Below are 24,243 nucleotides of genomic sequence, written 5' to 3'. Positions count from 1 at the left end.
AAGCGGAGGGGTAAACATTGAAACATTTGACCGCAATGAACGAGCTGAGTCTTGAGGAGATTTTCGGTCTGATTGAAGAGGCGGAAGCGCTGAAAAAAGGCAAATCTGATCGCGTTCTCTCCGGAAAGTTTGCTGCCAACTTGTTCTTTGAGCCGAGTACACGGACGCGCTTCAGCTTTGAAGTCGCAGAGAAGAAGCTCGGCATGAATGTTTTGAATCTGGACGGTGTATCGACAAGCGTTCAAAAAGGGGAGTCATTGTACGATACGGTACGAACGCTTGAATCCATCGGCGCAGATGTTTGCGTGATCAGGCACTCGGAGGATGATTATTACAAGGAATTGGTCGGGCGTGTCGGCATTCCGGTAATCAATGCCGGAGACGGCTGCGGCCAGCATCCGACGCAATCTCTGCTCGACTTAATGACGATTCACGAGGAATTCGGCAAATTTGACGGACTGACCGTATCGATTCACGGCGACATCAAGCACAGCAGAGTGGCACGCTCGAACGCCGAAGTGCTCTCAAGGCTCGGGGCCGCGGTTCTTTTCTCAGGACCGGACGAGTGGCGGGATGCGGATAATCCGTACGGGACTTATGTGCCGGCGGACGAAGCGGTCGCCAATTCAGACGTCGTGATGCTGCTTCGGATTCAGCACGAGCGCCATCAGACGAAAACGGCCGATCGCGGGTTTTTGCAAACATTCGGATTGTCGCTGGAGCGGGCGAAGCGTTTGAAAAAGGATGCGATCATTATGCACCCGGCCCCGGTCAATCGCGGCGTCGAAATCGACAGCGCGCTTGTGGAATCGGCGCAATCAAGGATTTTTAAACAAATGGAAAACGGGGTCTACATCAGAATGGCGGTTTTAAAAAGAGCGCTTGAGAAACGCGAAAACGAAAAAAGGGGAGATCAGGCTTATGTCTTATTTAATTAAAAACGGCTTCATGCTGGATGAAAACGGCGAAAAAATAAAGCGTGACATCAGGATAGAAGGGGAAGTCATAAGCGAGATCGGCTCCCTTGAGGCCGAACCGGGCGAATCGGTCATTGATGCTGAAGGACTGTTCGTCTCTCCCGGACTCATCGACCTTCACGTCCATTTCAGAGAGCCGGGCGGAGAGAAAAAGGAGACGATTGAAACGGGTGCACAAGCAGCGGCAAGAGGCGGTTTCACGACGGTAGCTGCGATGCCGAACACACGACCTGTCCCTGATACGAAAGAACAAATGGAGTGGCTGACAAATCGCATTCAGGAAACGGCATCTGTCAGGGTCCTTCCGTACGCCTCGATTACGGTCAGACAGACCGGCAAAGACATGACCGATTTCGACGAATTGTCCGAAGCAGGCGCATTCGCCTTTACAGACGACGGAGTCGGCGTCCAAACTGCCGGAATGATGTTTGAGGCGATGAAAAAGGCGGCCTCGATCAACAAAGCGATCGTCGCCCATTGTGAAGACAATTCGCTGATCTACGGGGGAAGCGTGCACGACGGGGAATTTGCAAAAAAACACGGTCTAAACGGAATTCCTTCGATCTGTGAAGCGGTTCATATTGCAAGAGACGTGCTGCTGGCGGAAGCGGCAGGCTGCCATTATCACGTCTGCCATATCAGCACGAAGGAATCGGTCAGGGCCGTCCGCGACGCCAAAAAGGCCGGAATCCGCGTCACTGCGGAAGTAACGCCGCACCATTTGCTGCTTTGCGACACAGATATACCGGGGCTTGATACGAATTACAAAATGAATCCGCCTCTCAGAAGCAAAGAAGACAGGGAAGCGCTTTTGGAAGGGCTTCTTGATGGAACGATCGATTTTATCGCAACAGACCATGCCCCGCATACGGAAGCGGAAAAACAGCAGACGATGAGCCTCGCCCCGTTTGGAATCGTCGGCTTGGAAACGGCTTTTCCGCTTCTGTACACGCACTTTGTCAAAAACGGTGCCTGGACATTAAAACAGCTTGTCGATTATATGACGGTTAAGCCTTGTGAAGCATTCGGACTGCCATACGGAAGGCTTGAAGCCGGACGACCGGCGGACATCACGCTGATCGATCTTGAAAAAGAAGACAAAATCGATAAAAACCGCTTCCTTTCCAAAGGAAAAAATACGCCGTTTGACGGCATCAACTGCTTCGGCTGGCCTGTATTGACGATGGCTGCCGGAAAAGTCGCTTACAAAGAGGGGAGACTCGTAAAATGAAAAGACGTCTAGTGCTTGAAAACGGAACGATATTTGAAGGGAAGGCCTTCGGCAGCCTGGAGAACACAATGGGGGAAGTCGTGTTCAACACGGGGATGACGGGCTATCAGGAAATTCTCTCAGACCCTTCCTACTGCGGGCAGATTGTCACATTAACCTATCCTCTGATCGGAAACTACGGCATCAACAGAGACGATTTTGAATCGATTACACCTTATGTCAAAGGGTTTATAGTAAAAGAGTTATGTCAACTTCCTTCAAACTGGCGTTCGGCATATACGCTTGATGACTATTTAAAAATGAAGAACATTCCGGGCTTGTCGGGAATCGATACGAGAAAGCTGACGAGAATGATCCGTACGGCAGGGACGCTGAAAGGGATGTTCGCCGGTCCTGATGAGGACGCGGACGCTTTGATCAGAAAAATGAAAGAAACGGAGCTTCCGCGGGATCAGGTCAGTCAAGTGTCAACGAAAACCGCCTATCCGAGCCCTGGAAGAGGCAAGCGGATCGTGCTTGTTGATTTCGGCATGAAACATGGCATCTTAAGGGAATTGAACAAGCGCAAATGCGATTGTATCGTCGTCCCCCACCATGTAACCGCTGAAGAAATCATGCAGCTCAAGCCTGACGGCGTCATGCTGTCAAACGGACCTGGGGATCCGAAGGACGTACCTGAAGCGATTGCCATGATCCAAAACATTCTCGGCAAGGTGCCGCTGTTCGGGATCTGCCTCGGACATCAGCTGTTCGCGCTCGCATGCGGAGCTGAGACCGTCAAGATGAAATTCGGCCACCGCGGCTCCAACCATCCGGTAAAATGCTTGAAAACGGGCAGAGTATCGATCACGGCGCAAAACCACGGCTACACGGTTTCATCTGTTGAAAATACGCCGCTTGAAGTGACGCACGTGGCGATCAACGACAACACGATTGAAGGCCTGAAACATAAATCAGAGCCTGCCTTTACGGTGCAATATCACCCGGAAGCTTCACCGGGACCTGAGGATGCCAACCATTTATTTGATCAATTTCTGCAGATGATTGAAACGACAGAGAAAGAAGGGGAAACGGTATGCCTAAACGCGTAGACATTCAAAAGATTTTGGTGATCGGCTCAGGTCCGATTATAATCGGCCAGGCGGCAGAGTTTGATTATGCGGGCACCCAAGCGTGCCTCGCTTTAAAAGAAGAGGGCTATGAAGTCATTCTCGTCAATTCCAATCCGGCGACGATTATGACGGATACGGAAATGGCAGACAGGGTTTATATCGAACCGCTGACGCTCGAGTTTTTAACGCGGATTATCCGTAAAGAGCGCCCTGATGCGATTTTGCCTACCTTGGGCGGCCAGACAGGCCTGAATTTGGCGGTCGAATTGTTAGAGAACGGCATTTTGGAAGAGTGCGGCGTTGAAGTGCTCGGCACGAAATTGTCCGCGATTCAAAAGGCGGAAGACCGCGATTTGTTCAGAAGCTTGATGAATGAGCTCAACGAGCCGGTGCCGGAAAGCGACATTATCCATTCGTTAGCAGAAGCCCAAGATTTTGTCGGGAAAATCGGGTTTCCGGTCATCGTCAGACCTGCATACACGCTCGGCGGAACCGGCGGAGGAATCTGTTCAAATGAAGATGAACTGAAGGAAATCGTTGAGAACGGCTTGAAAATGAGCCCTGTTCATCAATGTCTGCTCGAAAAAAGCATTGCCGGATATAAAGAGATCGAATATGAGGTGATGAGAGATTCGAGCGATCACGCGATCGTCGTCTGCAATATGGAAAACATCGATCCCGTCGGCATCCATACCGGAGACAGCATCGTCGTCGCACCGAGCCAGACGCTGAGCGACCGCGAATACCAAATGCTTCGCAATGTATCGCTTAAAATCATCCGCGCGCTCGAAATCGAAGGAGGCTGCAATGTGCAGCTGGCGCTTGATCCGGACAGTTTCCAATACTACATTATCGAGGTCAACCCGCGGGTCAGCCGTTCTTCAGCGCTCGCTTCAAAGGCGACAGGGTACCCGATTGCAAAGCTTGCTGCCAAAATCGCCGTCGGCTTGTCTCTTGATGAAATGATGAACCCTGTGACAGGAAAAACGTATGCTTCGTTTGAGCCGGCGCTTGATTATGTCGTCTCAAAGATTCCGCGTTGGCCGTTCGATAAGTTTGAATCGGCAAACCGCAAACTCGGCACGCAGATGAAAGCGACGGGCGAGGTGATGGCGATCGGCAGAACGTTGGAGGAATCTCTTCTTAAAGCGGTCCGCTCTCTTGAAGCAGACGTGTACCACCTTGAATTAAAAGATGCAGAAGACATTACAAATGGCGTGCTTGAGAAGCGGATCAAAAAAGCGGGCGATGAACGGCTTTTCTATTTGGCAGAAGCATTCAGAAGGGGCTATACTGTCCTTGATCTCCACGAATTTTCTAAGATTGACGTTTTCTTCCTGTATAAACTGGAAGGGATTATCCGCTTCGAAGAAAAACTGCAAGCGGAGCGCGGCGATCTTGCGCTGTTGAAAGAGGCGAAAGAACTCGGCTTTTCAGACCGCTTCATCAGCCGCCTGTGGGAAATGCCTGAACGAAAGGTGTATGAGCTTAGAAAAGAAGCGGGCATCACGCCGGTTTATAAAATGGTTGATACGTGCGCGGCCGAATTTGAATCGGAAACGCCTTATTTTTACAGCACGTATGAAGAAGAAAACGAGTCTTTAAGAACCGGGAAAAAGAGCGTGGTCGTGCTCGGCTCAGGCCCGATCCGGATCGGCCAGGGGGTTGAGTTTGACTATGCGACGGTGCATTCGGTCTGGGCGATCAAAGAAGCCGGCTATGAAGCGATTATCATTAACAACAACCCTGAGACTGTGTCGACGGACTTCAGCATTTCCGACAAGCTGTACTTTGAGCCGCTGACGATTGAAGATGTCATGCATGTCATCGACTTGGAGCAGCCGGAAGGCGTCGTCGTCCAATTCGGCGGACAAACTGCGATCAATCTCGCCAATGAACTGGCAGAGAGGGGGGTAAACATTCTCGGAACGTCGCTGGAGGACTTGGATCGCGCAGAAGACCGCGACAAATTCGAGAATGCGCTTGAAACGCTGAATGTTCCTCAGCCGCTCGGTAAAACGGCAACTTCTGTGGGTGAAGCCGTCACAATCGCAGGCCGTATCGGCTACCCTGTGCTTGTGCGCCCATCCTACGTTCTCGGCGGAAGGGCGATGGAGATCGTGTACCATGAAGAAGAGCTTCTTCATTACATGGAACATGCGGTCAAAATCAACCCGCAGCATCCTGTTCTCATCGATAAATATTTAATCGGAAAAGAAATCGAAGTCGACGCGATTTCCGACGGGGAAACGATCGTCATTCCGGGGATCATGGAGCATATCGAACGGGCGGGCGTCCACTCCGGAGACTCGATTGCCGTCTATCCGCCGCAATCGCTCTCTATAGAGATCAAGAAAAAGATCGAACAGTATACGGTCGAACTCGCGAAAGGCTTGAACATCATCGGACTGCTCAACATTCAGTTCGTCCTTTCAAAAGATGAGGTCTATGTCCTTGAGGTGAATCCGCGCTCAAGCCGGACGGTGCCGTTCCTCAGCAAAATCACCGGAATTCCGATGGCAAATCTCGCGACAAAGATCATTCTCGGCCAAAAGCTTGCCGATATGGGATATACAGAAGGCCTTCAAAAAGAGCAGGAAGGCGTCTATGTAAAAGTTCCGGTCTTCTCCTTCGCAAAGCTGAGGAGAGTGGACATCACGCTCGGTCCGGAAATGAAATCGACTGGTGAAGTCATGGGGAAAGATACGACACTCGAAAAGGCGCTTTATAAAGGACTGATCGCTTCAGGCATCCAGATCCCGAATTACGGATCTGTGCTTCTGACCGTCGCTGATAAAGACAAGGAAGAAGGACTCCATATCGCCAAACGGTTCCACGCCATCGGCTATAAAATCCTGGCGACAGAAGGAACGGCAGATTGCCTGCGGGAGGCATCCGTCCCTGTGAAAACCGTCGGGAAAATCGGCGAGGAAGGCACGAATCTGCTTGACGTCATCCGCAACGGGGAAGCGCAGTTCGTCGTGAATACTTTGACAAAAGGAAAGCAGCCGGAAAGGGACGGCTTCAGAATCAGACGGGAATCGGTGGAAAACGGCGTGGCCTGCCTGACGTCATTAGACACGGCAGAAGCGATTTTGAGGGTGCTAGAAAGCATGAGCTTCCGCGCCGATCATATGCCCGCTGTCAAAGTCGGTCAAGAGGCGGCGGCCGTCAGATGAAAAAAGGATATATGACGGTTCGTTCCAACGATTGCATTGCCGATAACATTTATCAAATGGTGCTGAAAGGGGAGCTTGCTGAGTCGTGCAGCGCCCCCGGCCAGTTCCTTCATTTGAAAGTCGCCGAGTCTGTCACCCCTTTGTTAAGGCGGCCGATCAGCATCGCACGCATTGATCGGGACAACCGGGAAATCACGGTTATTTTCCGAAAGGACGGAGAGGGGACACGGCTTCTCTCATTAAAGGAAAAGGGAGATCTCGTTGACGTACTCGGACCGCTCGGAAACGGATTTCCGCAAGATGCGCTTGCCCCCGGCCAAACGGCTCTTTTAGTCGGAGGGGGGATCGGCGTCCCGCCGCTTTACGAGCTCGCAAGGCAGCTGACAAGCCGAGGCGTCAATGTCGTTCAAGTGTTAGGATTCGCGTCAGCCAAAGACGTTTTTTACGAGCGGGAATTCTCTGAATTCGGCCCTGTCTATATTGCTACAGCAGACGGCACCCATGGGACGAAAGGGTTTGTCACAGATGTCATCGAAGCAGAAGAGCTTCAGTTTGACTGCCTTCTCGCCTGCGGGCCGACGCCGATGCTGAAGGCGTTAAAGGAGCGCTATCCGGATAAAGACGTTTACTTGTCGATGGAAGAGCGGATGGGCTGCGGAATCGGCGCTTGTTTTGCCTGTGTGTGCCATACGGACGAAAGCGAAAAGCCGTACGTGAAAGTCTGTCTGGACGGCCCTGTTTTTAAAGCGCAGGAGGTGCTTTTGTAATGCTTGAAGTAAATTTGCCCGGCCTCAGGTTGAAAAATCCGATCATTCCGGCTTCCGGATGCTTCGGTTTCGGAAAAGAGTTTGCAAACCTGTATGATCTTTCATGCCTCGGGGCGATCATGATCAAAGCAACGACGAGCGAACCGCGCTTCGGGAATCCGACGCCGAGGGTCGCCGAAACGCAAGCCGGCATGCTGAATGCGATCGGACTGCAAAATCCCGGCGTGCAGGCTGTCATGGAACACGAACTTCCCTGGCTCGAACAATTCGATACGCCGATTATCGCCAATGTAGCCGGTTCACAGCTTGAAGATTATGTCGAGGTTGCGCAAGAAATCAGCAAAGCGCCGAATGTGCATGCGCTCGAGCTGAACATTTCCTGTCCGAACGTCAAAACGGGCGGGATCGCGTTCGGCACGCGTCCGGAAATGGCGGCTGAGCTGACGAAGGCGGTTAAGGGTGTTTCCGATGTGCCCGTTTATGTGAAGCTGTCGCCGAATGTCACAGACATTGCGGAAATCGCCCAAGCGATCGAAGAAGCGGGCGCCGACGGGCTGACGATGATCAACACCCTGATCGGCATGAGGCTCGACTTGAAGACAGGCAAGCCGATTTTGGCGAACAAAACCGGAGGATTATCAGGTCCGGCCGTAAAACCGGTCGCAATCCGGATGGTTTATGAAGTCAGCCAGGCGGTCAGCATTCCGATCATCGGCATGGGCGGGGTGCAGTCGGCGGAAGATGCACTTGAATTTCTGCTGGCAGGGGCGAGCGCGGTCGCGGTCGGCACGGCCAATTTCGTCAATCCGTTCGCCTGTCCGGAAATCATTGAAGACTTGCCGCGCGTTTTAGGAAAATACGGATATCGATCTATTGATGAATGCATCGGAAGGAGCTGGAAACATGAACAATACGCCGCCCATCATCGCGCTTGATTTTCCATCCGCACAGGAAACGCTTGCGTTTTTGAAGCGGTTTGACGGAGAAACTCTTTTTGTAAAAGTCGGAATGGAGCTCTTTTATCAGGAAGGTCCTTACATCCTTGAGCAGCTTAAGAAGCAAAACTGCCGGATATTTCTCGACTTAAAGTGCCATGACATTCCGACGACCGTATATAAGGCGATGAAAAGGCTGGCTGGTTTTGGCGTCAGTCTTGTCAATGTGCACGCAGCAGGGGGAAGACGGATGATGGAGGCCGCGCTTGAAGGCCTTGAAGCCGGGACTGTCTCAGGGCAGAAACGGCCGTCATTAATCGCTGTTACACAGCTGACAAGCACGTCGCCTGACATGCTGCAGCATGAGCTTTTGATCGAAACGCCGCTTGAAGAAACCGTTCTTCGCTACAGCAAGCTCGCAGAAGAGAGCGGGCTTGACGGCGTCGTCTGTTCGGTTCACGAAGCGGACCGGATCTGCCTGGAGACGTCTCCTTCCTTTCTGACGGTGACGCCGGGAATCCGGCTTGCCGATGACAATAAGAACGATCAAGTCAGAGTGGCAACGCCAGCCATGGCGAGGGAAAAAGGCGTTTCCGCGATCGTGGTCGGCCGTTCGATCACACAAGCGGAAGATCCGGTTTCGGCTTATCGAAAAATAGTGCTTGAGTGGGAGGGAATCAAAGCATGAAAACAGAAATTGCAAAGCATCTATTAGCAATCAAGGCGGTTTTCCTGCGGCCGAATGAGCCGTTTACATGGGCGAGCGGCATGAAGTCGCCGATTTACTGCGACAACAGGTTGACGCTTTCGTATCCTGAGGTAAGGGATGACATCGCATCAGGCCTTGCCGGGTTGATCAAAGACAAATATCCGGAAGCAGAAATCATTGCGGGCACGGCAACAGCGGGAATTCCTCACGCGGCGCTTGCCGCTGACAGGCTCCGCCTGCCGATGTGCTACGTCAGAAGCAAGCCGAAAGCGCACGGAAAAGGAAATCAAATCGAAGGAGCGGTCAAAAAAGGGCAAAAAGTTGTTGTTATCGAAGATCTGATCTCGACGGGCGGCAGTGTTCTTGAAGCCGTCTCCGCTTTAAATGATGCCGGCTGCGAGGTGCTTGGCGTTGCTGCAATCTTCACGTACGGGCTTCCGAAAGCGGGTATCGCCTTCGATGAAGCGGGCGTCGAATACCATACCCTGACCGACTACGACACGCTGACAGAAGCAGTGCTTGCCGAAGGCTATATCAGCGAAGCAGATGCAGCAAAGCTGAAAGAATGGAAAGCAGATCCGCAATCAACAGCATGGATGAAAATATGAAGAAAGCAGTCGTCTCTTTATGAAGGGGACGGCTTTTTTGATACTCCAAAAAATAGTAAAATCGAACCATTTTTATTTTTTATTAATCCTATAAAAAAAGTCGGGTTGACTTTTATTCGAATTGTGCTAAAATTTAAAAATACAAAAGCAAACTTATCAAGAGCGGTGGAGGGACTGGTCCGATGAAACCCGGCAACCTGCGTGTATTCGTAAGGTGCTACTTCCAGCAAAATGCGCTCATTTTGAGAGATAAGGAATATATAAAGTTCCTCGTCTTTCTTTCACATTTGGAAGAAAGATTTTATTTTTCGGGGCAAAAGGAGGAGCTGGCAATGAAAACGGATGAGCAGCTGGACAAAGCGATCATCACAATGAAAGACATGCTGAAGGATATGAGCTACGGATCCATCACAATCGTTGTCCAGGATGGAAAGGTCATTCAAATCGAAAAAAATGAAAAAATAAGATTGAAATAGCTGACTAGACAAACTAGAGGCGGTTTTCACAGAGTTTTTTTCTGCTGAAAGCCGTTTTTTTGTTGGCAAAAAAAGGGGGAACCGAAAATATTTACTTACAGTACATGGGAAGAACCGACGATCACGTTTCAGGAGGATGATTCTTATAAAGGCGCGCTGTCCGTCCTCAAATGGGCGTACGGCCATTACGGCGATCAGCTCGTATACGCGTGCAGCTTCGGAATCGAAGGGATCGTCCTCATCGATTTAATCTATAAGGTGAAAAAAGACGCCGTCATCGTTTTTCTTGATACAGGGCTTCATTTTAAAGAAACGTATGAAACGATAGAGGCTGTCAAAGAACGATATCCGGGCCTTCAGATTATGATGAAGAAACCGGAACTTACAGTCGAACAGCAGGCTCAGGAATACGGGGACAAACTTTGGGAGACCAACCCGAACCTCTGCTGTGAAATGAGAAAGGTCATCCCTCTCCGCGAGACGCTTTCAGCATATCCGGCATGGCTGTCGGGGCTGCGCCGCGAGCAGTCCGAGGGGCGGAGCAAGACGAACTTTTTAAACAAGGACGATAAATTCAAGTCTATCAAAGTCTGCCCGCTCATCCATTGGACATGGAAGGATATTTGGAGATATGTGACAAAGCACGATCTGCCGTACAATCCGCTTCACGACCAGGGCTATCCGAGCATCGGCTGCGCACCGTGCACGTCGCCGGCCTTTACGATGGACGATCTCCGCTCCGGCCGCTGGAATGGATTGAATAAAACAGAATGCGGATTACACGAGTAAGGAGATGAGTCATGGAACTTGCCGCCATTATATTTAGCCTGTTTTTTGCGATGAATATCGGTGCGAGCGGTGCAGCGGCCTCTATGGGCATCGCCTACGGGTCGGAAGCTGTGAAAAAACAGTTTCACGCGCTTCTGATCTGTGCGGCCGGCATTCTTCTCGGAGCCGTCATCGGCGGAGGGGAAGTCGTCAAAACGATCAGCTCAGGGATCATTCCCGAACGGGTGATTACGCTTGAAATCGTCTGCATCATCATCGGATCCGCGGCTTTGTCGCTCTTTATCGCAAATGTTCTCGGAATTCCTTTATCGACAAGTGAAGTGACAGTCGGATCTGTCGTCGGTGTAGGTGTCGCGTATCAAGTATTGTATGTCAAATCTTTGACGGTGATTGTCGCGTTTTGGGTGATTATCCCTTTTATCGCGTTTTGTTTTACTTACGTGATGGCCAAGATCATGAAAAAGATGGTCAAACCGGCCTCAGGAAAAAAACTTCAGATCTTGACGGCCGTTCTGGTCATTGCCGGTTTTATGGAAGCTTTCTCGGCGGGAATGAACAATGTCGCAAACGCTGTTGGGCCGCTGGTGGCGGCGCATGTTTTGACCGTCGGCCAAGGTACGCTGTACGGCGGGGTGTTTGTCGCGCTCGGCGCCCTTTTGTTGGGCCGGCGCGTCCTTGAAACAAACGGCAAAAAGATCACCAGATTCTCCAAAGGAGAGGGGATCCTTCTTTCGGGGACAGGATCGGGCCTTGTCATTATCAGTTCTATTTTCGGCCTTCCGGTTCCGCTCACGCAAGTGACATCATCTTCTATTATAGGGATGGGAATGGCGAAAAACGGCGGCAATGTTTTTCATAAACAGGTGGTCAAAACGATGCTGAAAGTGTGGATCGTTTCGCCATTTCTTTCCTTGAGCCTGTCTTATATGCTGGTCAGCCTTTTCTTAAAAGGAGACTACTATTCTCTCATCGTCGTCACGAGCGTTCTTCTTGCATCAGTCGGAACGATCAGCCTGATGAGAGCAGTGAAAAAGGAACACAGCTCCGTCCATGAACAGGGCGGGGGAATTTAAACACCAAGTAGGGGGAAATAAAGTTATGAGTTTAGCGCCACACGGCGGTGTATTGGTTAACCGCGTCAATGAAGCATACGATGTGAAACATATCGGACCTGAAATCGAACTTGACCTGATCGCATTTGCCGATCTCGAATTGATCGGGATCGGGGCGTACAGCCCGATCGAAGGCTTCCTTACGGAAAAAGACTACCTTTCTGTCGTAGAAACGATGAGGCTTGCGAGCGGCGATGTTTGGACGCTTCCGATCAGCCTTCCCGTTGACGGACAAAAAGCCGCCGAATTCAAAACGGGCGACACCGTCCGCCTCACATACGGGGGAGAAACATACGGGGTCATTGAAATCGAAGACATCTACAAGCCCAATAAGAAAAAAGAAGCTGTGAACGTCTATAAAACTGACGATCTGAACCATCCGGGCGTCAAAAAATTGTTCGAGCGGGGCGATGTCTATGTCGGCGGCCCGATCACACTCATCAAACGGAGCGAAAAGCAGTTCCCTGCCCATACGTTTGAACCGGCGGAGACGAGACGGAAGTTTGCCGAGCTCGGCTGGAAAACGATCGTCGGATTCCAAACGAGAAATCCTGTGCACAGAGCGCATGAATACATTCAAAAAACCGCGCTGGAAACAGTTGACGGACTTTTCCTCAATCCGTTAGTCGGAGAAACGAAGTCAGACGATATTCCGGCAGATGTCAGGATGAAAAGCTACCGGGTGCTGCTTGACGGATATTATCCGAAAGACCGCGTCTTCCTTGGCGTTTTCCCGGCAGCGATGCGTTATGCAGGTCCGAAAGAAGCGATCTTCCATGCGCTCGTCAGAAAAAATTACGGCTGCACCCATTTCATCGTCGGAAGGGACCATGCGGGTGTCGGCGATTATTACGGAACATATGAAGCCCAGGAGCTGTTCGATCAGTTCACGCCAGAAGAAATCGGCATCACTCCGATGAAATTTGAACACAGCTTTTACTGCAATGTGTGCGGATCAATGGCGACGGCAAAAACTTGCCCGCATGACAGGGAGCACCATGTCATTTTGTCCGGCACAAAAGTGAGGGGAATGCTGAGAAACGGCGAGTTCCCGCCAAGCACATTCAGCCGTCCCGAAGTCATCGAAACCTTAATCAAAGGCTTAGCAGCCGGCGTTTCTTAAAGGGAGGAAAAACCGTTGGTGAATAAAGACATCGTCTGGCACGAGGCATCCATTACAAAGAAGGAATATCATGAGAAAAACGGACATAAAAGCGGAATTATTTGGCTGACAGGTTTGAGCGGCTCGGGGAAATCAACGATTGCCAACGCAGCCGCCCGCCAGCTGTTTGAAGAAGGCTTTCAGGTGACGGTGCTTGACGGCGATAACGTCAGACACGGCCTGAACAAAGACCTCGGATTTTCGGATGAGGACCGGAAAGAGAACATCCGCCGGATCGGCGAAGTCGCAAAGCTGTTCGTCGAGCAGGGTACGATCGTGATTACGGCGTTTATTTCTCCTTTTAAAGAAGACCGCGACCTTGTCAGACAGCTCCTCGGGGAAAACGAATTCCACGAAGTGTACGTCAAATGCGATTTGGAAACGTGCGAAAAAAGGGACCCGAAAGGCTTGTACAAAAAAGCGAGAAACGGGGAAATTCGATTTTTCACGGGCATCGATTCGCCGTATGAAGAACCTGAATCGCCTGAGCTCATCCTTAATACGAGCGAGCATGACCGGAACGAGTGCAAAGACAGGCTCGTTGAATACGTAAAAAACGAAACGAAATAAAACGCTTGGCCAATAGGAAAGTGCATTGACTGCACTTTCCTATTTCATAAAGAAAACGTTTGGCGTGTTGTGACATTTTCATCACCGAACGCTTTCTTTATGATTTATAATGAAATGAAGTGAAACGATTTTGATCGATCGGGGGAAAGTGCAAGATGGGGAAAGTGTATATCGTTGGGGCAGGTCCTGGAGACCCCGATTTACTGACAATCAAAGCTTTGAAAGCGATCCAGAAAGCCGACGTCATTTTATACGACCGGCTTGTCAACAAACAGATCCTTCAGCATGCAAAAGAGGGAGCAGACCTCATATACTGCGGAAAGCTTCCCGATTATCATATGATGAAGCAGGAGACGATCAACCATTTTCTCGTCAAATATGCGAAAAAAGGAAAAATCGTCGTCAGACTAAAAGGGGGGGACCCTTTCGTTTTCGGCAGAGGAGGAGAGGAAGCCGCAAGCCTCGCAGAAAACGGAATTCCCTTTGAAATCGTTCCCGGGATCACTTCAGGGATCGCAGCGGCCGCTTATGCCGGCATCCCAGTAACTCACCGGGATGCGAGTTCAAACGTCGCTTTCGTGACGGGCCATTACAAGGCAGAAGAAGACTTTGAGGAAAAGTGGAAAGCGCTGGCGACCGGAATCGATACCCTCGTCATCTACATGGGGATCAAAAACGTGAAGCAAATCGAAAGGCTTTTAATCGAAAACGGCAGAGACCGTTCAACACCGGCTGCTTTCATCCACTGGGGAACGACGGACAAGCAGAAAACGGTGGTTTGCACGGTTGAAACGCTTGCCGAAACCGCCGAAAACGAAAAAATCGTTAACCCGAGCCTCATCGTCATCGGCGATGTGGTCAACTTCCGCTCGCGTTTGAACTGGTACGAAACCGAGCTGAAAAATACAGCACTAAGCGAGGCGCTTTAACATGAAACAAGCCATTTTGTATATCGGCCACGGCAGCCGTCTGAAAAAAGCACAACAAGAAGCAGCCGCTTTTTTGGAAGGGTGCAGAAGCGACATGTCCGCACCCATTCAGGAAATCTCTTTTTTGGAGCTTGCACCGCCTGATATTGAATCGGGATTTAAAGCGTGCGCAGAAAAGGGCGCGACGCATATCGCCGCGGTGCCGCTTCTCCTTTTGACCGCCGCACACGCCAAAAAAGACATCCCGGCAGAAATCGCCCGTGTTTCTTCCCAGTATCCTTCCATCAGCGTCACTTACGGCAAGCCGATCGGCGTTGATCAGGAGGTCGTCAAAGCCGTTTTGACGCGGATCGAAGAGACTGGCGTTCCTTATGAACATGCGAGGATCGTATTGATCGGAAGGGGGAGCTCAGATCCGGACGTCTTGCGGGATGTCACAGAGATTGCAGCCCGCCTCAAAGCGCTGGCTCCGGTTGATGAGGTCATTCCTTGTTTTATGACCGCATGTGAACCGAATTATCGCGACGTTTTTTCACAGCTTAAAGAAAGCGGCGGAAAAACGACATTCATCGTTCCGTATCTGTTGTTTACAGGGATGCTGATGAAGGAGATCGAAAGGGAGACCGAAAAGCTGAAGGAAACCAATCCAGACGTTGTGCTCTCTGAATATCTCGGCTTCCACCCGCACGTCAAAAACGCCTTTTTAAACCGCGTCAAGGAAGCCGTTATTAATCATGACCGTTCCTTCGATTTCAAAGGAGCCGCCGATGCTTCCGCTTCACATTAACATGAGCGGCAAGCCCGTCGTCATCGCAGGCGGGGGGCGGATTGCGGCAAGGCGGCTGAAAGCGGTGGCGGGTGAAGGCGCATCCGTTACCGTCATAAGCCCTGACGTATCGGCTGACATGCTCGAGCTGATCGAAAAACACGGGGTTTGCTGGAAGCGGAAAAAAGCGGAGCCTGAAGATGTGAAAGACGCCTTTCTCATCATACTTGCAACAGATGATCGCGAGGCGAATAAGCGGATTGCAAGATCAGCCGGAGAAGGCCAGCTCGTCAATGTTGCGAGCGAGGCTGAGCTCGGAAATGTGTACGTTCCGAAAATCGTCAAAAAAGGAAACATCACCATCAGCGTCTCGACAAACGGCGCAAGCCCGAGCCATACGATCGAATTGGCCGGGCGGATCGACGGACTGATCGATGACGAGCTCGTCCGGGAGATCGATGAACTTTTCCGAAAAAGAAGAGGCCCGAACCGATAATGATATGCTCCCCTAAAGGTAGACAGATGAAATAAAAAAATCTGTTTGCCTTGGGGGAGTTTTTTCATGGCTGGAAAATGGTTTTCAAAAAAGGAAAAATTGAATATTCTATCAGAATGTGATCAGGAGAATAATTCGGTGAATGAAATTGCAGAAAAATATGACATTCATGCCGAAACAATTCGTGAATGGAGAACATCGCATGATATGGCCGGTGTGGAAAGTCTGGAACGTTCAAAGTGCCATAAGTTCTATCCCGCAGAATTAAAATACGCCGCCGTGAAAGACTTCTTATCCGGACGCTACACTCAAAGAGAAGTCTCGAGAAAATATAAGATTTCCAGTAAATCCGTGCTCATGAAGTGGGTCGAGCTTTATAATGGTCATAAAACGTTAAAAGACAGTGGGAGAGGAAGGAATCGTTTAATGACCAAACGGAAGAATGTTTCTTTGGAAGAACGGATTAAGATTGCGAAGGATTGCCTAGCCCACGGAAAAGATTACGCCAGATCGATGGAGATTCATCAAGTTTCCTATCAACAGGTGTATCAATGGGTGAAAAAGTATCAAGAAGGTGGAGAAGAAGCCTTAAAAGATACACGGGGAAAACGCAAAACCGAAGAAGAATTGACACCTGAAGAAAAAATTCAACGGGAAAACAAACGGCTGGAACAGGAAAATGAGCGTTTGCGCGCAGAGAATGCGTTCTTAAAAAAGTTGGAAGAGATCAAAAGGAGGCGGTTCTAAGTCAGGTTCGGTACGAAGATCGATATCTCGCCATTTTAGAGCTGAATCGAAAAGAAGGCTTTTCTGTCCAAATGTTATGTGAGATTGCCGAAGTTTCGCGCCAGGGGTATTACAAATGGAGGAGCCGAGTACCTTCAGCGAGAGAAAAACAGAATGAAAAGATTATCGCCAAAATGGCGCTACTTCACGAACAAATTGGCGGTATCTACGGATACCGCAGAATGACCTTAAACATGAACCGCCGCTTTAAAGAGCGCCTCAATCATAAGCGCATCTATCGGCTGATGAAAATTGCCAAGCTGGAGTGTGTCATTCGGCGGAAGAAAAAACGTTACGGCAAAGCGACGCCTCAACATGTGTCCGAAAATATCCTGAATCGAGAGTTTAAAGCGGACAAACCAAATCAAAAATGGGTGACTGATGTGACAGAGCTAAAATACGGCCATCGGAAAGCGTACCTCAGTGCCATTTTAGATCTTCATGAGGGAATGGTCGTGTCTTATGTGCTGGGGAAATCCAATAATAACGCCCTTGTGTTTAAAACCTTGAACCAAGCGCTTGAGGCAGCCCCAAACGCACGTCCTCTCCTTCACAGCGACAGAGGTTTTCAATACACGTCCCACCAGTTTAGAAGGATGATTGAAAACGCAAATATGACACAGAGTATGTCCCGCGTCGGCCGCTGTATTGATAACGGCCCCATTGAGTCGTTTTGGGGGAAATTAAAATGCGAGAAATACAGACGGAATTCGTACGAGACATTTGAGGCACTTCAAAGCGCAATTGATGAATATATCCACTTTTACAACCACGATCGTCTACAAGAAAAACTAAACGGCCTCAGCCCAGTGGAATACAGGGCTAAAGCCGTCTAGTGTGTTTGAGTTATTTCCACTGTCTACTTGACAGGGTGCAGATCATAACGGTTCAGGCCTTTTTTTCGTTTAGCGCGAAGTTTTCAGCTTGATGACAAGGTCTTCATCAGGCGTCACGAAAACGGTTTGCTGGCGGTCATATGTGACAAAACCGGGCTTTGCGCCGTTCGGCTTTTTGACATGGCGGATTTTCGTATAGTCGACAGGGACTGAAGCTGAGTTTTTCGCTTTGCTGAAGTATGCTGCGATCCGGGCAGCTTCAAGGATCGTTTGTTCGTCAGGATCGCTTGCGCGGATCACGACGTGTGAGCCCGGGATATCTTTCGTGTGCAGCCAAAGGTCGTCCCGGGCGGCCAGCTTCATCGTCAAATATTCGTTCTGCTTGTTGTTTTTTCCGACGAGGATCGTTTCTCCCGCCGTAGATTCATAGGTTTCCAGAGAAGGGGCTTGTTTTTTCTGCTTTTTCTGGCCCGGCTGCTGTTTGGCGCGCAAATAGTTTCCTTCTTGAAGCTCTTCGCGGATTTCTTGCAGATCCTTTGGCGATGCAGACGCGAGCTGCTGCATCAGCTGGTCGAAATAAGCGATCTCTTCCTCAGCGAGCCTGATTTGTTCTTTGACGACTTCCACTGAATTTTTCGCCTTCTGATATTTTGTAAAATAGCTTTGCGCATTTTCAGACGGCGTTTTATTCGGATTGAGGGGAATTGTGACCTCCCCGCCGTTTTCATCATAATAGTTGGCGACTTTGGCTTCTTTATCGCCTTTTTTCAGCTTGTAAAGGTTTGCCGTCAACAGCTCTCCGTACAGCTGGTATTCCTTGGCGTTTTTGGAATCCGCCAGCGTTTTTTTGAGCTTTTTGATCTTGTTTTCGTTCTTTTTCTTTTCGTTCATGACGAACCGTTCCAAGTCATGGGCCTGCTGTTTGACGCGGTCCCTTTCCGCTTTTCCGAAATAGTAGCGGTCAAGGAGTCCGCTCAGCGTCCCGAACGGCCGCCTGTCTCCTTTTACGTGCGTCAAATCAAGCAGATAGAAATATTCCTTTCCGTCTTCTGTCACAAGCTGCGGGGTAAAGCTCTGGTTTTTGACGTCGGCAAACATCCTCATAAGCGCATCTGGAAGCGTTGCCCTGTTTGCAAGCCCGGCCCGGAACACGGCTTCTTTTGCAAAGAGGGGGGAGACCCCGGAGAAGGTGTCGACGATCTGTCTGTCTAATTTCCCCTCCTGAAAATTGAGGTGGCGGAGAATGTCTTCCTTATCCGCCTCAAGCGGCGACAGCTTGTTTTGCGCGGGCGGCAGGATGTAATCATAGCCTGGAAGAACGGTCCGATAGCTGTTAATCGATGGAGAAAGGTGCTTTAAGCTGTCAATGATGATGCCTTTTTCCCCGTCGGTCAAGACGATGTTGCTGTGCCTTCCCATGATTTCCACGACGAGCTTTCTTGTGAGCATGTCGCCGACTTCATTGCGGCTTTTCATGTGAAATACGATCACCCTGTCCATGCCGACTTGTTCGATCTGTTCGACGAAACCGCCCTCCAAATGCTTGCGGAGGAGCATGCAAAACATCGGCGGAGCGCTCGGATTGCCGTACGCTTCCTCTGTAAGATGAACCCTGGCATAGCTGGGGTGGGCGGAGAGCAGCAGTTTGCGGTTTTTTCCGTTAGCCCTGATGTGAAAAATCAGCTCATGCTTAAACGGCTGATGGATTTTGGTGATTCGCCCGCCCCTAATCGTTTCATTCAATTCTCCTATCATTCCGTATGTAAAAATGCCGTCAAAAGACATATTAAAAACACCCTTTTCTTATTTATCCTCTTCATCATGTGTCTGTCCGAATAATTATAGCATGATTTAGGACGAGTCTGAATAAATTGACTTATAGAGACAAAGGAAAGCTTTAAGGGCAGAAGGAGTGGACGATTCAATGAAATGGCACGAGATGGGACAAACCGAATTGTTAAACGTAACAAAAACGTCCATTGAGAAAGGGCTGACAGAAAAAGAGGTTAAAAAGCGGCTTGAAAGACACGGGGCAAACGAACTTCTTGAAGGCGAAAAAACGTCGGCATTGGCTTTGTTTTTTTCGCAGTTTAAAGACTTCATGGTTCTTGTGCTGCTTGCGGCCACGGTGGTTTCCGGCTTTTTGGGTGAATATATCGACGCGATTGCCATCATTGCGATCATCTTCGTAAACGGCATCCTCGGTTTTTTCCAGGAACGAAAGGCGGAGAAATCGCTTCAGGCATTAAAGGAACTGTCCGCCCCGCAGGTGACGGCGCTCCGCGACGGAAGCTGGGTCAAAATTCCTTCAAGAGAGCTTGTGCCGGGAGATGTCGTGCGTTTTTCAAGCGGGGACAGAATCGGTGCTGATCTCAGGCTGATCGAGACGAAAAGTCTTGAAATAGAAGAGTCGGCACTAACCGGCGAGTCGCTTCCGGTATCAAAGCAGTCGGAACGTTTTCAGGCTTCGGATGTGTCGCTCGGCGATTTGACGAACATGGCCTTTATGGGAACGCTCGTGACAAGGGGAAGCGGGATCGGGATCGTCATTGGCACCGGGATGAACTCGGCGATGGGAAAAATCGCCGATATGCTTGAGTCGGCCGGAAATGCGGCGACTCCGCTGCAAAGAAGGCTGGAGGAGCTCGGGAAAATCCTGATCGTGGCTGCGCTCTTGTTGACGCTCCTTGTCGTGGTGGCAGGCGTTGTTCGAGGCCATGATCTGTACAGCATGTTTTTAGCCGGCGTTTCGCTCGCCGTCGCCGCCATTCCCGAAGGGCTGCCGGCGATTGTCACGGTCGCCCTGTCCCTCGGCGTTCAGCGGATGATCAGGCAAAAATCGATCGTCAGAAAGCTGCCCGCCGTTGAAACGCTGGGCTGCGCTTCGATTATTTGCTCCGATAAGACGGGAACGATGACGCAGAACAAAATGACCGTCACCCACGTATGGTCAGAGGGGAAAACGTGGAACGTGTCAGGCATCGGCTACGATCCACAAGGCTCTTTCAGCATGAACGGCCGGGAGATTCAAGTCAAAAACCACAAGTCATTGCAGCAGGTGCTCCTGTTTGGCGCATTGTGCAATTCATCCTCGATCATTGAAGAAGACGGCGAGTTCCGCCTCGATGGAGACCCGACGGAAGGCGCTCTGTTGACAGCCGCCAAAAAAGCGGGGTTTACGGACCGATATGTCAGCGGACATTTTAAGATTGTCGAAGAGTTTCCGTTTGATTCGGCCCGGAAAATGATGTCCGTCGTCGCGGAGGATGCAAGCGGCAAGCGCTTTGTCATTGCCAAGGGCGCTCCCGATGTGTTAATGAAGCGCTCCTCCGCCGTCTATAAAGAAGGCAGGCGCGAGCCGATTACAAAAGAGAGACTCGCCGAAACGAACACCGCGCTGGAAATGCTCGCATCCCAGGCGCTGAGGACGATTGCTGTCGCCTATAAACCGGTCAGGGAATCTGCGAATCTCACCCTTGAAAAAGCGGAGTCAGACTTAACGTTTATCGGGCTTTTGGGAATGATTGACCCTCCTCGGCCTGAAGTAAAACAGGCCATTAAAGAATGCCGCGATGCCGGAATCAAAACGGTCATGATCACAGGCGACCACGTGACAACGGCAAAGGCGATTGCAAAACAGCTGGGGCTTTTGCCGCGGGGCGGTAAAGTCATGGACGGGCAGACGCTCAATGAGCTTACACAGGAAGAGCTGACAGAAATCGTCGAAGACGTGTACGTGTTTGCCAGAGTATCGCCCGAGCACAAGCTGAAAATCGTCACTGCCTATCAGGAAAACGGCCATGTGGTCGCGATGACGGGTGACGGCGTCAATGATGCGCCGGCGATCAAGCAGGCTGATATCGGCATCGCGATGGGCATCACCGGAACAGATGTCGCCAAAGAAGCTTCATCCCTCATTCTTGTCGATGATAATTTCGCCACGATCAAGTCGGCGATCAAAGAAGGGCGGAACATCTACGAAAATATTAGGAAGTTTATCAGATATCTGCTCGCTTCAAATGTCGGGGAAATTCTTGTCATGCTGTTTGCGATGATGCTTGCCCTGCCGTTGCCGCTCGTTCCGATCCAGATCCTTTGGGTCAACCTTGTGACGGACGGACTGCCGGCCATGGCGCTCGGAATGGATCAGCCGGAAGGCGATGTGATGAGGCGGAAGCCGCGCCACCCGAAAGAGGGGGTCTTTGCGAGAGGCCTTGGCTGGAAAGTTGTATCGCGCGGCTTTTTAATCGGGGCGGCGACGCTTGCGGCATTCATGTTTATCTACCACCGCAACCCGGATGCGCTTGCATATGCCCAGACCGTTGCGTTTGCCACTCTGGTGCTTGCCCAGCTCATTCACGTGTTTGACTGCCGCAGCGAGCGGTCCATTTTTGAACGGAACCCGTTTGAAAACGTTTATCTGCTCGGCGCCGTGTTGTCTTCGATTGTACTGATGCTTGTCGTCATTTACTATCCGCCGCTGCAGCCGATCTTCCACACCGTGCCGATCTTAATGGCGGACTGGCTGCTGATTATCGGAATGTCGGCCATCCCAACTTTTTTGCTTGCCGGGTCACTTTTGACAAGAAAAAAGTAGGCTTGTATGATATAATCTTAAAGGTAATAGAGGTTTCTATTGCCTTTTTAAGCTTGCCGGAAATCGCTTCGGCATTTTCGTGAGAAGGCACATCGTTGCCTAAAGCATCATCAATTTTTGATGAAAGTATACAGAATTGGGTGTGTTTTATGATACGGAGTATGACCGGTTTCGGCAGCGCGAGCAAAACGGAGGATGGTCTGACGGTAGCTGTTGAGCTGAAATCTGTCAACTATCGCTTTAAAGAAGTGAACGCCCGCATGCCAAGGCCATTGCTCTATTTGGAAGACAAAATAAAGCAGACGATTTTTAAACATATACAAAGAGGACGGCTGGAGCTGTTTGTTTCGGTTGACGATGAGGCGCTCATCAGCCGGAAAATCCAGGTCGACTGGCCGCTGCTTGAAGAATACATGAAGACGGCCGGCGAAATGAAAGACCGCTATAAGCTTTCAGGCGAGATCACGCTTCATGATGCCTTACGGTTTGAACACGTCATACAAATCGAAGAGGAGCCCGTTTATCACGAACACCTTGAGCGGGTTCTCCTTGAGGCGGTTGAAGCGGCCGTCAGCGAACTGTGCAGCATGCGCGAAGCTGAGGGAGAGAGACTGAAAGACGACTGCCTTCAGCACATCGCTAAGCTTGAGAAACTGACCGGCGAAATCGAAGCGCTCGCCCCCGCGGTCGTCGACCATTACCGCGAACGCCTTGAATCAAGGCTTGAAGAATGGTCGGCCGACCGTTTTGACGAAAGCCGCCTGCTGACGGAAGTGGCCTTGTTTGCAGACCGCTCAGACATCACGGAAGAAGTAACGAGGCTGAAAAGCCATTTCCGCCAGTTCCGCGATATTTGCGAAGCGGGAGGCGCCTGCGGCCGCAAGCTCGACTTTCTCGTTCAGGAATTAAACCGCGAATCCAACACGATTGGTTCAAAGGCAAATGATCACCACATCACAAAACGCGTGGTCGAAATGAAAAGCTCTATTGAAAAAATAAAAGAACAAGTGCAAAATATAGAATAGCGATTGTGCGTATTGTTTACGGACGTTCTCATCAGGTTAAACTAGAGACGTCCAAATATACAGGGGGAACGTATAGGATGACGATTAAACTGATCAATATCGGCTTTGGAAATATCATATCCGCCAACCGGCTCATCTCGATTGTGAGTCCTGAGTCCGCGCCCATCAAACGGATGATCCAGGACGCGAGAGACCGCGGCATGCTCATAGATGCTACATATGGAAGAAGAACGCGTGCGGTTGTCATTATGGACAGTGACCATATCATCTTATCTGCCGTCCAGCCTGAGACAGTAGCACAAAGGCTTTCTGTAAAAGAAGAAATCATGGATGAAGGGCAGGGATAAAGAGCCTTATGAAAGAAAGAGGATTATTGATCGTTCTCTCCGGCCCTTCAGGCGTCGGCAAAGGAACAGTCAGACAGGCGCTGTTTGCTCAGGAGGACACAAAATTTGAATATTCGATTTCCGTCACGACGAGAAAGCCGAGACAAGGCGAACGGGACGGAGTGGACTACTTTTTTAAAACCCGCGAAGAGTTTGAAGAAATGATTGAGAACAACAAGCTGCTCGAATGGGCCGAATACGTCGGCAACTATTACGGCACGCCCATTGACTACGTTGAAAAAACGCTTCAGGAAGGAAAGGACGTTTTCCTTGAAATCGAGGTTCAGGGAGCGCTTCAAGTGAGGAAGGCCTTTCCAGAAGGGCTGTTTATCTTTTTGGCGCCGCCGAGCCTCGCCGAGCTGAAAAACCGGATCGTCACAAGAGGGACGGAAACAGAGGCCCTCATCGAAAACCGGATGAAAGCGGCGAAGGAAGAAATCGAACTGATGGACGCCTATGACTATGTTGTCGAAAATGACAGCATCGAGCTTGCCTGCGAAAAAATTAAAGCAATCGTTCTCGCCGAGCATTTGAGGCGGGATCGCGTTGCCCCAAGATATAAGAAAATGCTGGAGGTTGAATAAACTTATGCTAGATCCGTCAATTGACTCTCTCATGAATAAACTGGATTCAAAATACACGCTTGTGACCGTTGCTGCAAGACGCGCCCGCGAAATGCAGATGAACAAAGACGAACAGATCGAAAATCCGAAATCTCACAAATATGTCGGCAGAGCCCTTGAAGAAATTGATGCTGGCCTATTGACGTTTGAAAAAGAAAATCGCTAATAGCCG

Annotated in this window: 23 protein-coding genes and 1 riboswitch; of the genes, 22 read left to right on the top strand and 1 reads right to left on the bottom strand. The window is 50.3% G+C overall.

Annotated features, from left to right (window positions below; genetic code table 11):
- The first annotated feature begins 17 nt into the window (after positions 1-17).
- The 17 genes from MHB78_RS15395 to MHB78_RS15315 all read left to right on the top strand — a co-directional run bounded on the left by MHB78_RS15395 (position 18) and on the right by MHB78_RS15315 (position 17,440).
- On the top strand, positions 18-938 hold the full coding sequence (locus MHB78_RS15395) for an aspartate carbamoyltransferase catalytic subunit (protein ID WP_046130706.1): 921 nt from the start codon (positions 18-20) through the stop codon (positions 936-938).
- Positions 922-2,208 carry a dihydroorotase gene (locus MHB78_RS15390; RefSeq protein ID WP_046130705.1) on the top strand — a complete coding sequence of 429 codons (1,287 nt, stop codon included), beginning with the start codon at positions 922-924 and terminating at the stop codon, positions 2,206-2,208. The genes MHB78_RS15395 and MHB78_RS15390 overlap by 17 nt, the downstream gene beginning before the upstream one ends.
- Positions 2,205-3,299 carry a carbamoyl phosphate synthase small subunit gene (locus MHB78_RS15385; protein WP_046130704.1) on the top strand — a complete coding sequence of 365 codons (1,095 nt, stop codon included), beginning with the start codon at positions 2,205-2,207 and terminating at the stop codon, positions 3,297-3,299. The genes MHB78_RS15390 and MHB78_RS15385 overlap by 4 nt, the downstream gene beginning before the upstream one ends.
- On the top strand, positions 3,284-6,499 hold the full coding sequence (carB, locus tag MHB78_RS15380) for a carbamoyl-phosphate synthase (glutamine-hydrolyzing) large subunit (protein ID WP_046130703.1): 3,216 nt from the start codon (positions 3,284-3,286) through the stop codon (positions 6,497-6,499). The genes MHB78_RS15385 and carB overlap by 16 nt, the downstream gene beginning before the upstream one ends.
- The gene (locus tag MHB78_RS15375) at positions 6,496-7,266 is read left to right on the top strand and encodes a dihydroorotate dehydrogenase electron transfer subunit (protein ID WP_046130702.1); all 771 of its coding nucleotides are present in this window, start codon (positions 6,496-6,498) and stop codon (positions 7,264-7,266) included. The genes carB and MHB78_RS15375 overlap by 4 nt, the downstream gene beginning before the upstream one ends.
- Positions 7,266-8,201, top strand: coding sequence for a dihydroorotate dehydrogenase (locus tag MHB78_RS15370; protein WP_046130701.1), 936 nt, complete (start codon positions 7,266-7,268; stop codon positions 8,199-8,201). The genes MHB78_RS15375 and MHB78_RS15370 overlap by 1 nt, the downstream gene beginning before the upstream one ends.
- Entirely contained in the window at positions 8,170-8,889 is a 720-nt protein-coding gene (gene pyrF / locus MHB78_RS15365; protein ID WP_046130700.1) for an orotidine-5'-phosphate decarboxylase, read from the top strand. The genes MHB78_RS15370 and pyrF overlap by 32 nt, the downstream gene beginning before the upstream one ends.
- Positions 8,886-9,518, top strand: coding sequence for an orotate phosphoribosyltransferase (gene pyrE, locus MHB78_RS15360; RefSeq protein ID WP_046130699.1), 633 nt, complete (start codon positions 8,886-8,888; stop codon positions 9,516-9,518). Before pyrF ends, pyrE begins: the two co-directional genes overlap by 4 nt.
- Positions 9,519-9,668: 150 nt before the next feature.
- A riboswitch (SAM riboswitch) is annotated at positions 9,669-9,774 on the top strand.
- Between the two features lie 76 nt (positions 9,775-9,850).
- Positions 9,851-9,994 carry a YezD family protein gene (locus tag MHB78_RS15355; RefSeq protein ID WP_082094093.1) on the top strand — a complete coding sequence of 48 codons (144 nt, stop codon included), beginning with the start codon at positions 9,851-9,853 and terminating at the stop codon, positions 9,992-9,994.
- Positions 9,995-10,081: 87 nt separating this feature from the next.
- Positions 10,082-10,783 carry a phosphoadenylyl-sulfate reductase gene (locus MHB78_RS15350; protein ID WP_046130697.1) on the top strand — a complete coding sequence of 234 codons (702 nt, stop codon included), beginning with the start codon at positions 10,082-10,084 and terminating at the stop codon, positions 10,781-10,783.
- A gap of 11 nt (positions 10,784-10,794) precedes the next feature.
- Entirely contained in the window at positions 10,795-11,856 is a 1,062-nt protein-coding gene (locus MHB78_RS15345; RefSeq protein WP_046130696.1) for an inorganic phosphate transporter, read from the top strand.
- 25 nt (positions 11,857-11,881) lie between these two features.
- On the top strand, positions 11,882-13,018 hold the full coding sequence (gene sat, locus MHB78_RS15340; RefSeq protein ID WP_046130695.1) for a sulfate adenylyltransferase: 1,137 nt from the start codon (positions 11,882-11,884) through the stop codon (positions 13,016-13,018).
- A 15-nt stretch (positions 13,019-13,033) separates the two neighbouring features.
- On the top strand, positions 13,034-13,627 hold the full coding sequence (gene cysC, locus MHB78_RS15335) for an adenylyl-sulfate kinase (protein WP_046130694.1): 594 nt from the start codon (positions 13,034-13,036) through the stop codon (positions 13,625-13,627).
- 155 nt (positions 13,628-13,782) lie between these two features.
- Entirely contained in the window at positions 13,783-14,556 is a 774-nt protein-coding gene (cobA, locus tag MHB78_RS15330) for a uroporphyrinogen-III C-methyltransferase (RefSeq protein WP_046130693.1), read from the top strand.
- A 1-nt stretch (position 14,557) separates the two neighbouring features.
- Positions 14,558-15,343, top strand: coding sequence for a sirohydrochlorin chelatase (locus MHB78_RS15325; protein ID WP_046130692.1), 786 nt, complete (start codon positions 14,558-14,560; stop codon positions 15,341-15,343).
- Positions 15,324-15,818, top strand: a complete 495-nt coding sequence (locus MHB78_RS15320; RefSeq protein WP_046130691.1) for an NAD(P)-dependent oxidoreductase — start codon at positions 15,324-15,326, stop codon at positions 15,816-15,818. Before MHB78_RS15325 ends, MHB78_RS15320 begins: the two co-directional genes overlap by 20 nt.
- A gap of 66 nt (positions 15,819-15,884) precedes the next feature.
- Positions 15,885-17,440, top strand: a protein-coding gene (locus tag MHB78_RS15315; RefSeq protein WP_231947403.1) for an IS3 family transposase whose coding sequence is annotated in 2 segments (ribosomal slippage) — positions 15,885-16,542 and positions 16,542-17,440 — 1,557 coding nt in all. Because the reading frame shifts where the segments join, the coding sequence is not laid out codon by codon here.
- Positions 17,441-17,509: 69 nt separating this feature from the next.
- Here MHB78_RS15315 and MHB78_RS15310 read toward each other — a convergent pair.
- A complete protein-coding gene (locus tag MHB78_RS15310; RefSeq protein ID WP_046129014.1) occupies positions 17,510-19,225 on the bottom strand; it encodes an NFACT RNA binding domain-containing protein in 1,716 nt (571 codons plus the stop codon).
- Between the two features lie 139 nt (positions 19,226-19,364).
- On the opposite strand from MHB78_RS15310, the gene MHB78_RS15305 reads away from it, so the two are divergent.
- The 5 genes from MHB78_RS15305 (at position 19,365) to rpoZ (ending at position 24,237) form a co-directional block, all read left to right on the top strand.
- On the top strand, positions 19,365-22,037 hold the full coding sequence (locus tag MHB78_RS15305; RefSeq protein WP_046129013.1) for a calcium-translocating P-type ATPase, SERCA-type: 2,673 nt from the start codon (positions 19,365-19,367) through the stop codon (positions 22,035-22,037).
- 149 nt (positions 22,038-22,186) lie between these two features.
- Positions 22,187-23,062 (top strand): YicC/YloC family endoribonuclease, encoded by an 876-nt coding sequence (locus MHB78_RS15300; RefSeq protein WP_046129012.1) that lies wholly within the window; start codon positions 22,187-22,189, stop codon positions 23,060-23,062.
- A gap of 77 nt (positions 23,063-23,139) precedes the next feature.
- A complete protein-coding gene (gene remA, locus MHB78_RS15295) occupies positions 23,140-23,409 on the top strand; it encodes an extracellular matrix/biofilm regulator RemA (protein WP_003181657.1) in 270 nt (89 codons plus the stop codon).
- Between the two features lie 8 nt (positions 23,410-23,417).
- Complete coding sequence (gmk, locus tag MHB78_RS15290) at positions 23,418-24,032, top strand: guanylate kinase (protein WP_046129011.1); 615 nt, start codon at positions 23,418-23,420, stop codon at positions 24,030-24,032.
- Between the two features lie 4 nt (positions 24,033-24,036).
- Positions 24,037-24,237, top strand: coding sequence for a DNA-directed RNA polymerase subunit omega (gene rpoZ / locus MHB78_RS15285; protein WP_046129010.1), 201 nt, complete (start codon positions 24,037-24,039; stop codon positions 24,235-24,237).
- Positions 24,238-24,243 lie beyond the last annotated feature (6 nt).

The organism is Bacillus sp. FSL K6-0138 (assembly GCF_037982765.1).
GTDB classification, from domain to species: domain Bacteria; phylum Bacillota; class Bacilli; order Bacillales; family Bacillaceae; genus Bacillus; species Bacillus glycinifermentans.
Note: the sequence above shows the minus strand (reverse complement) of the source record. Positions and strands in the feature narration are given on the sequence as shown.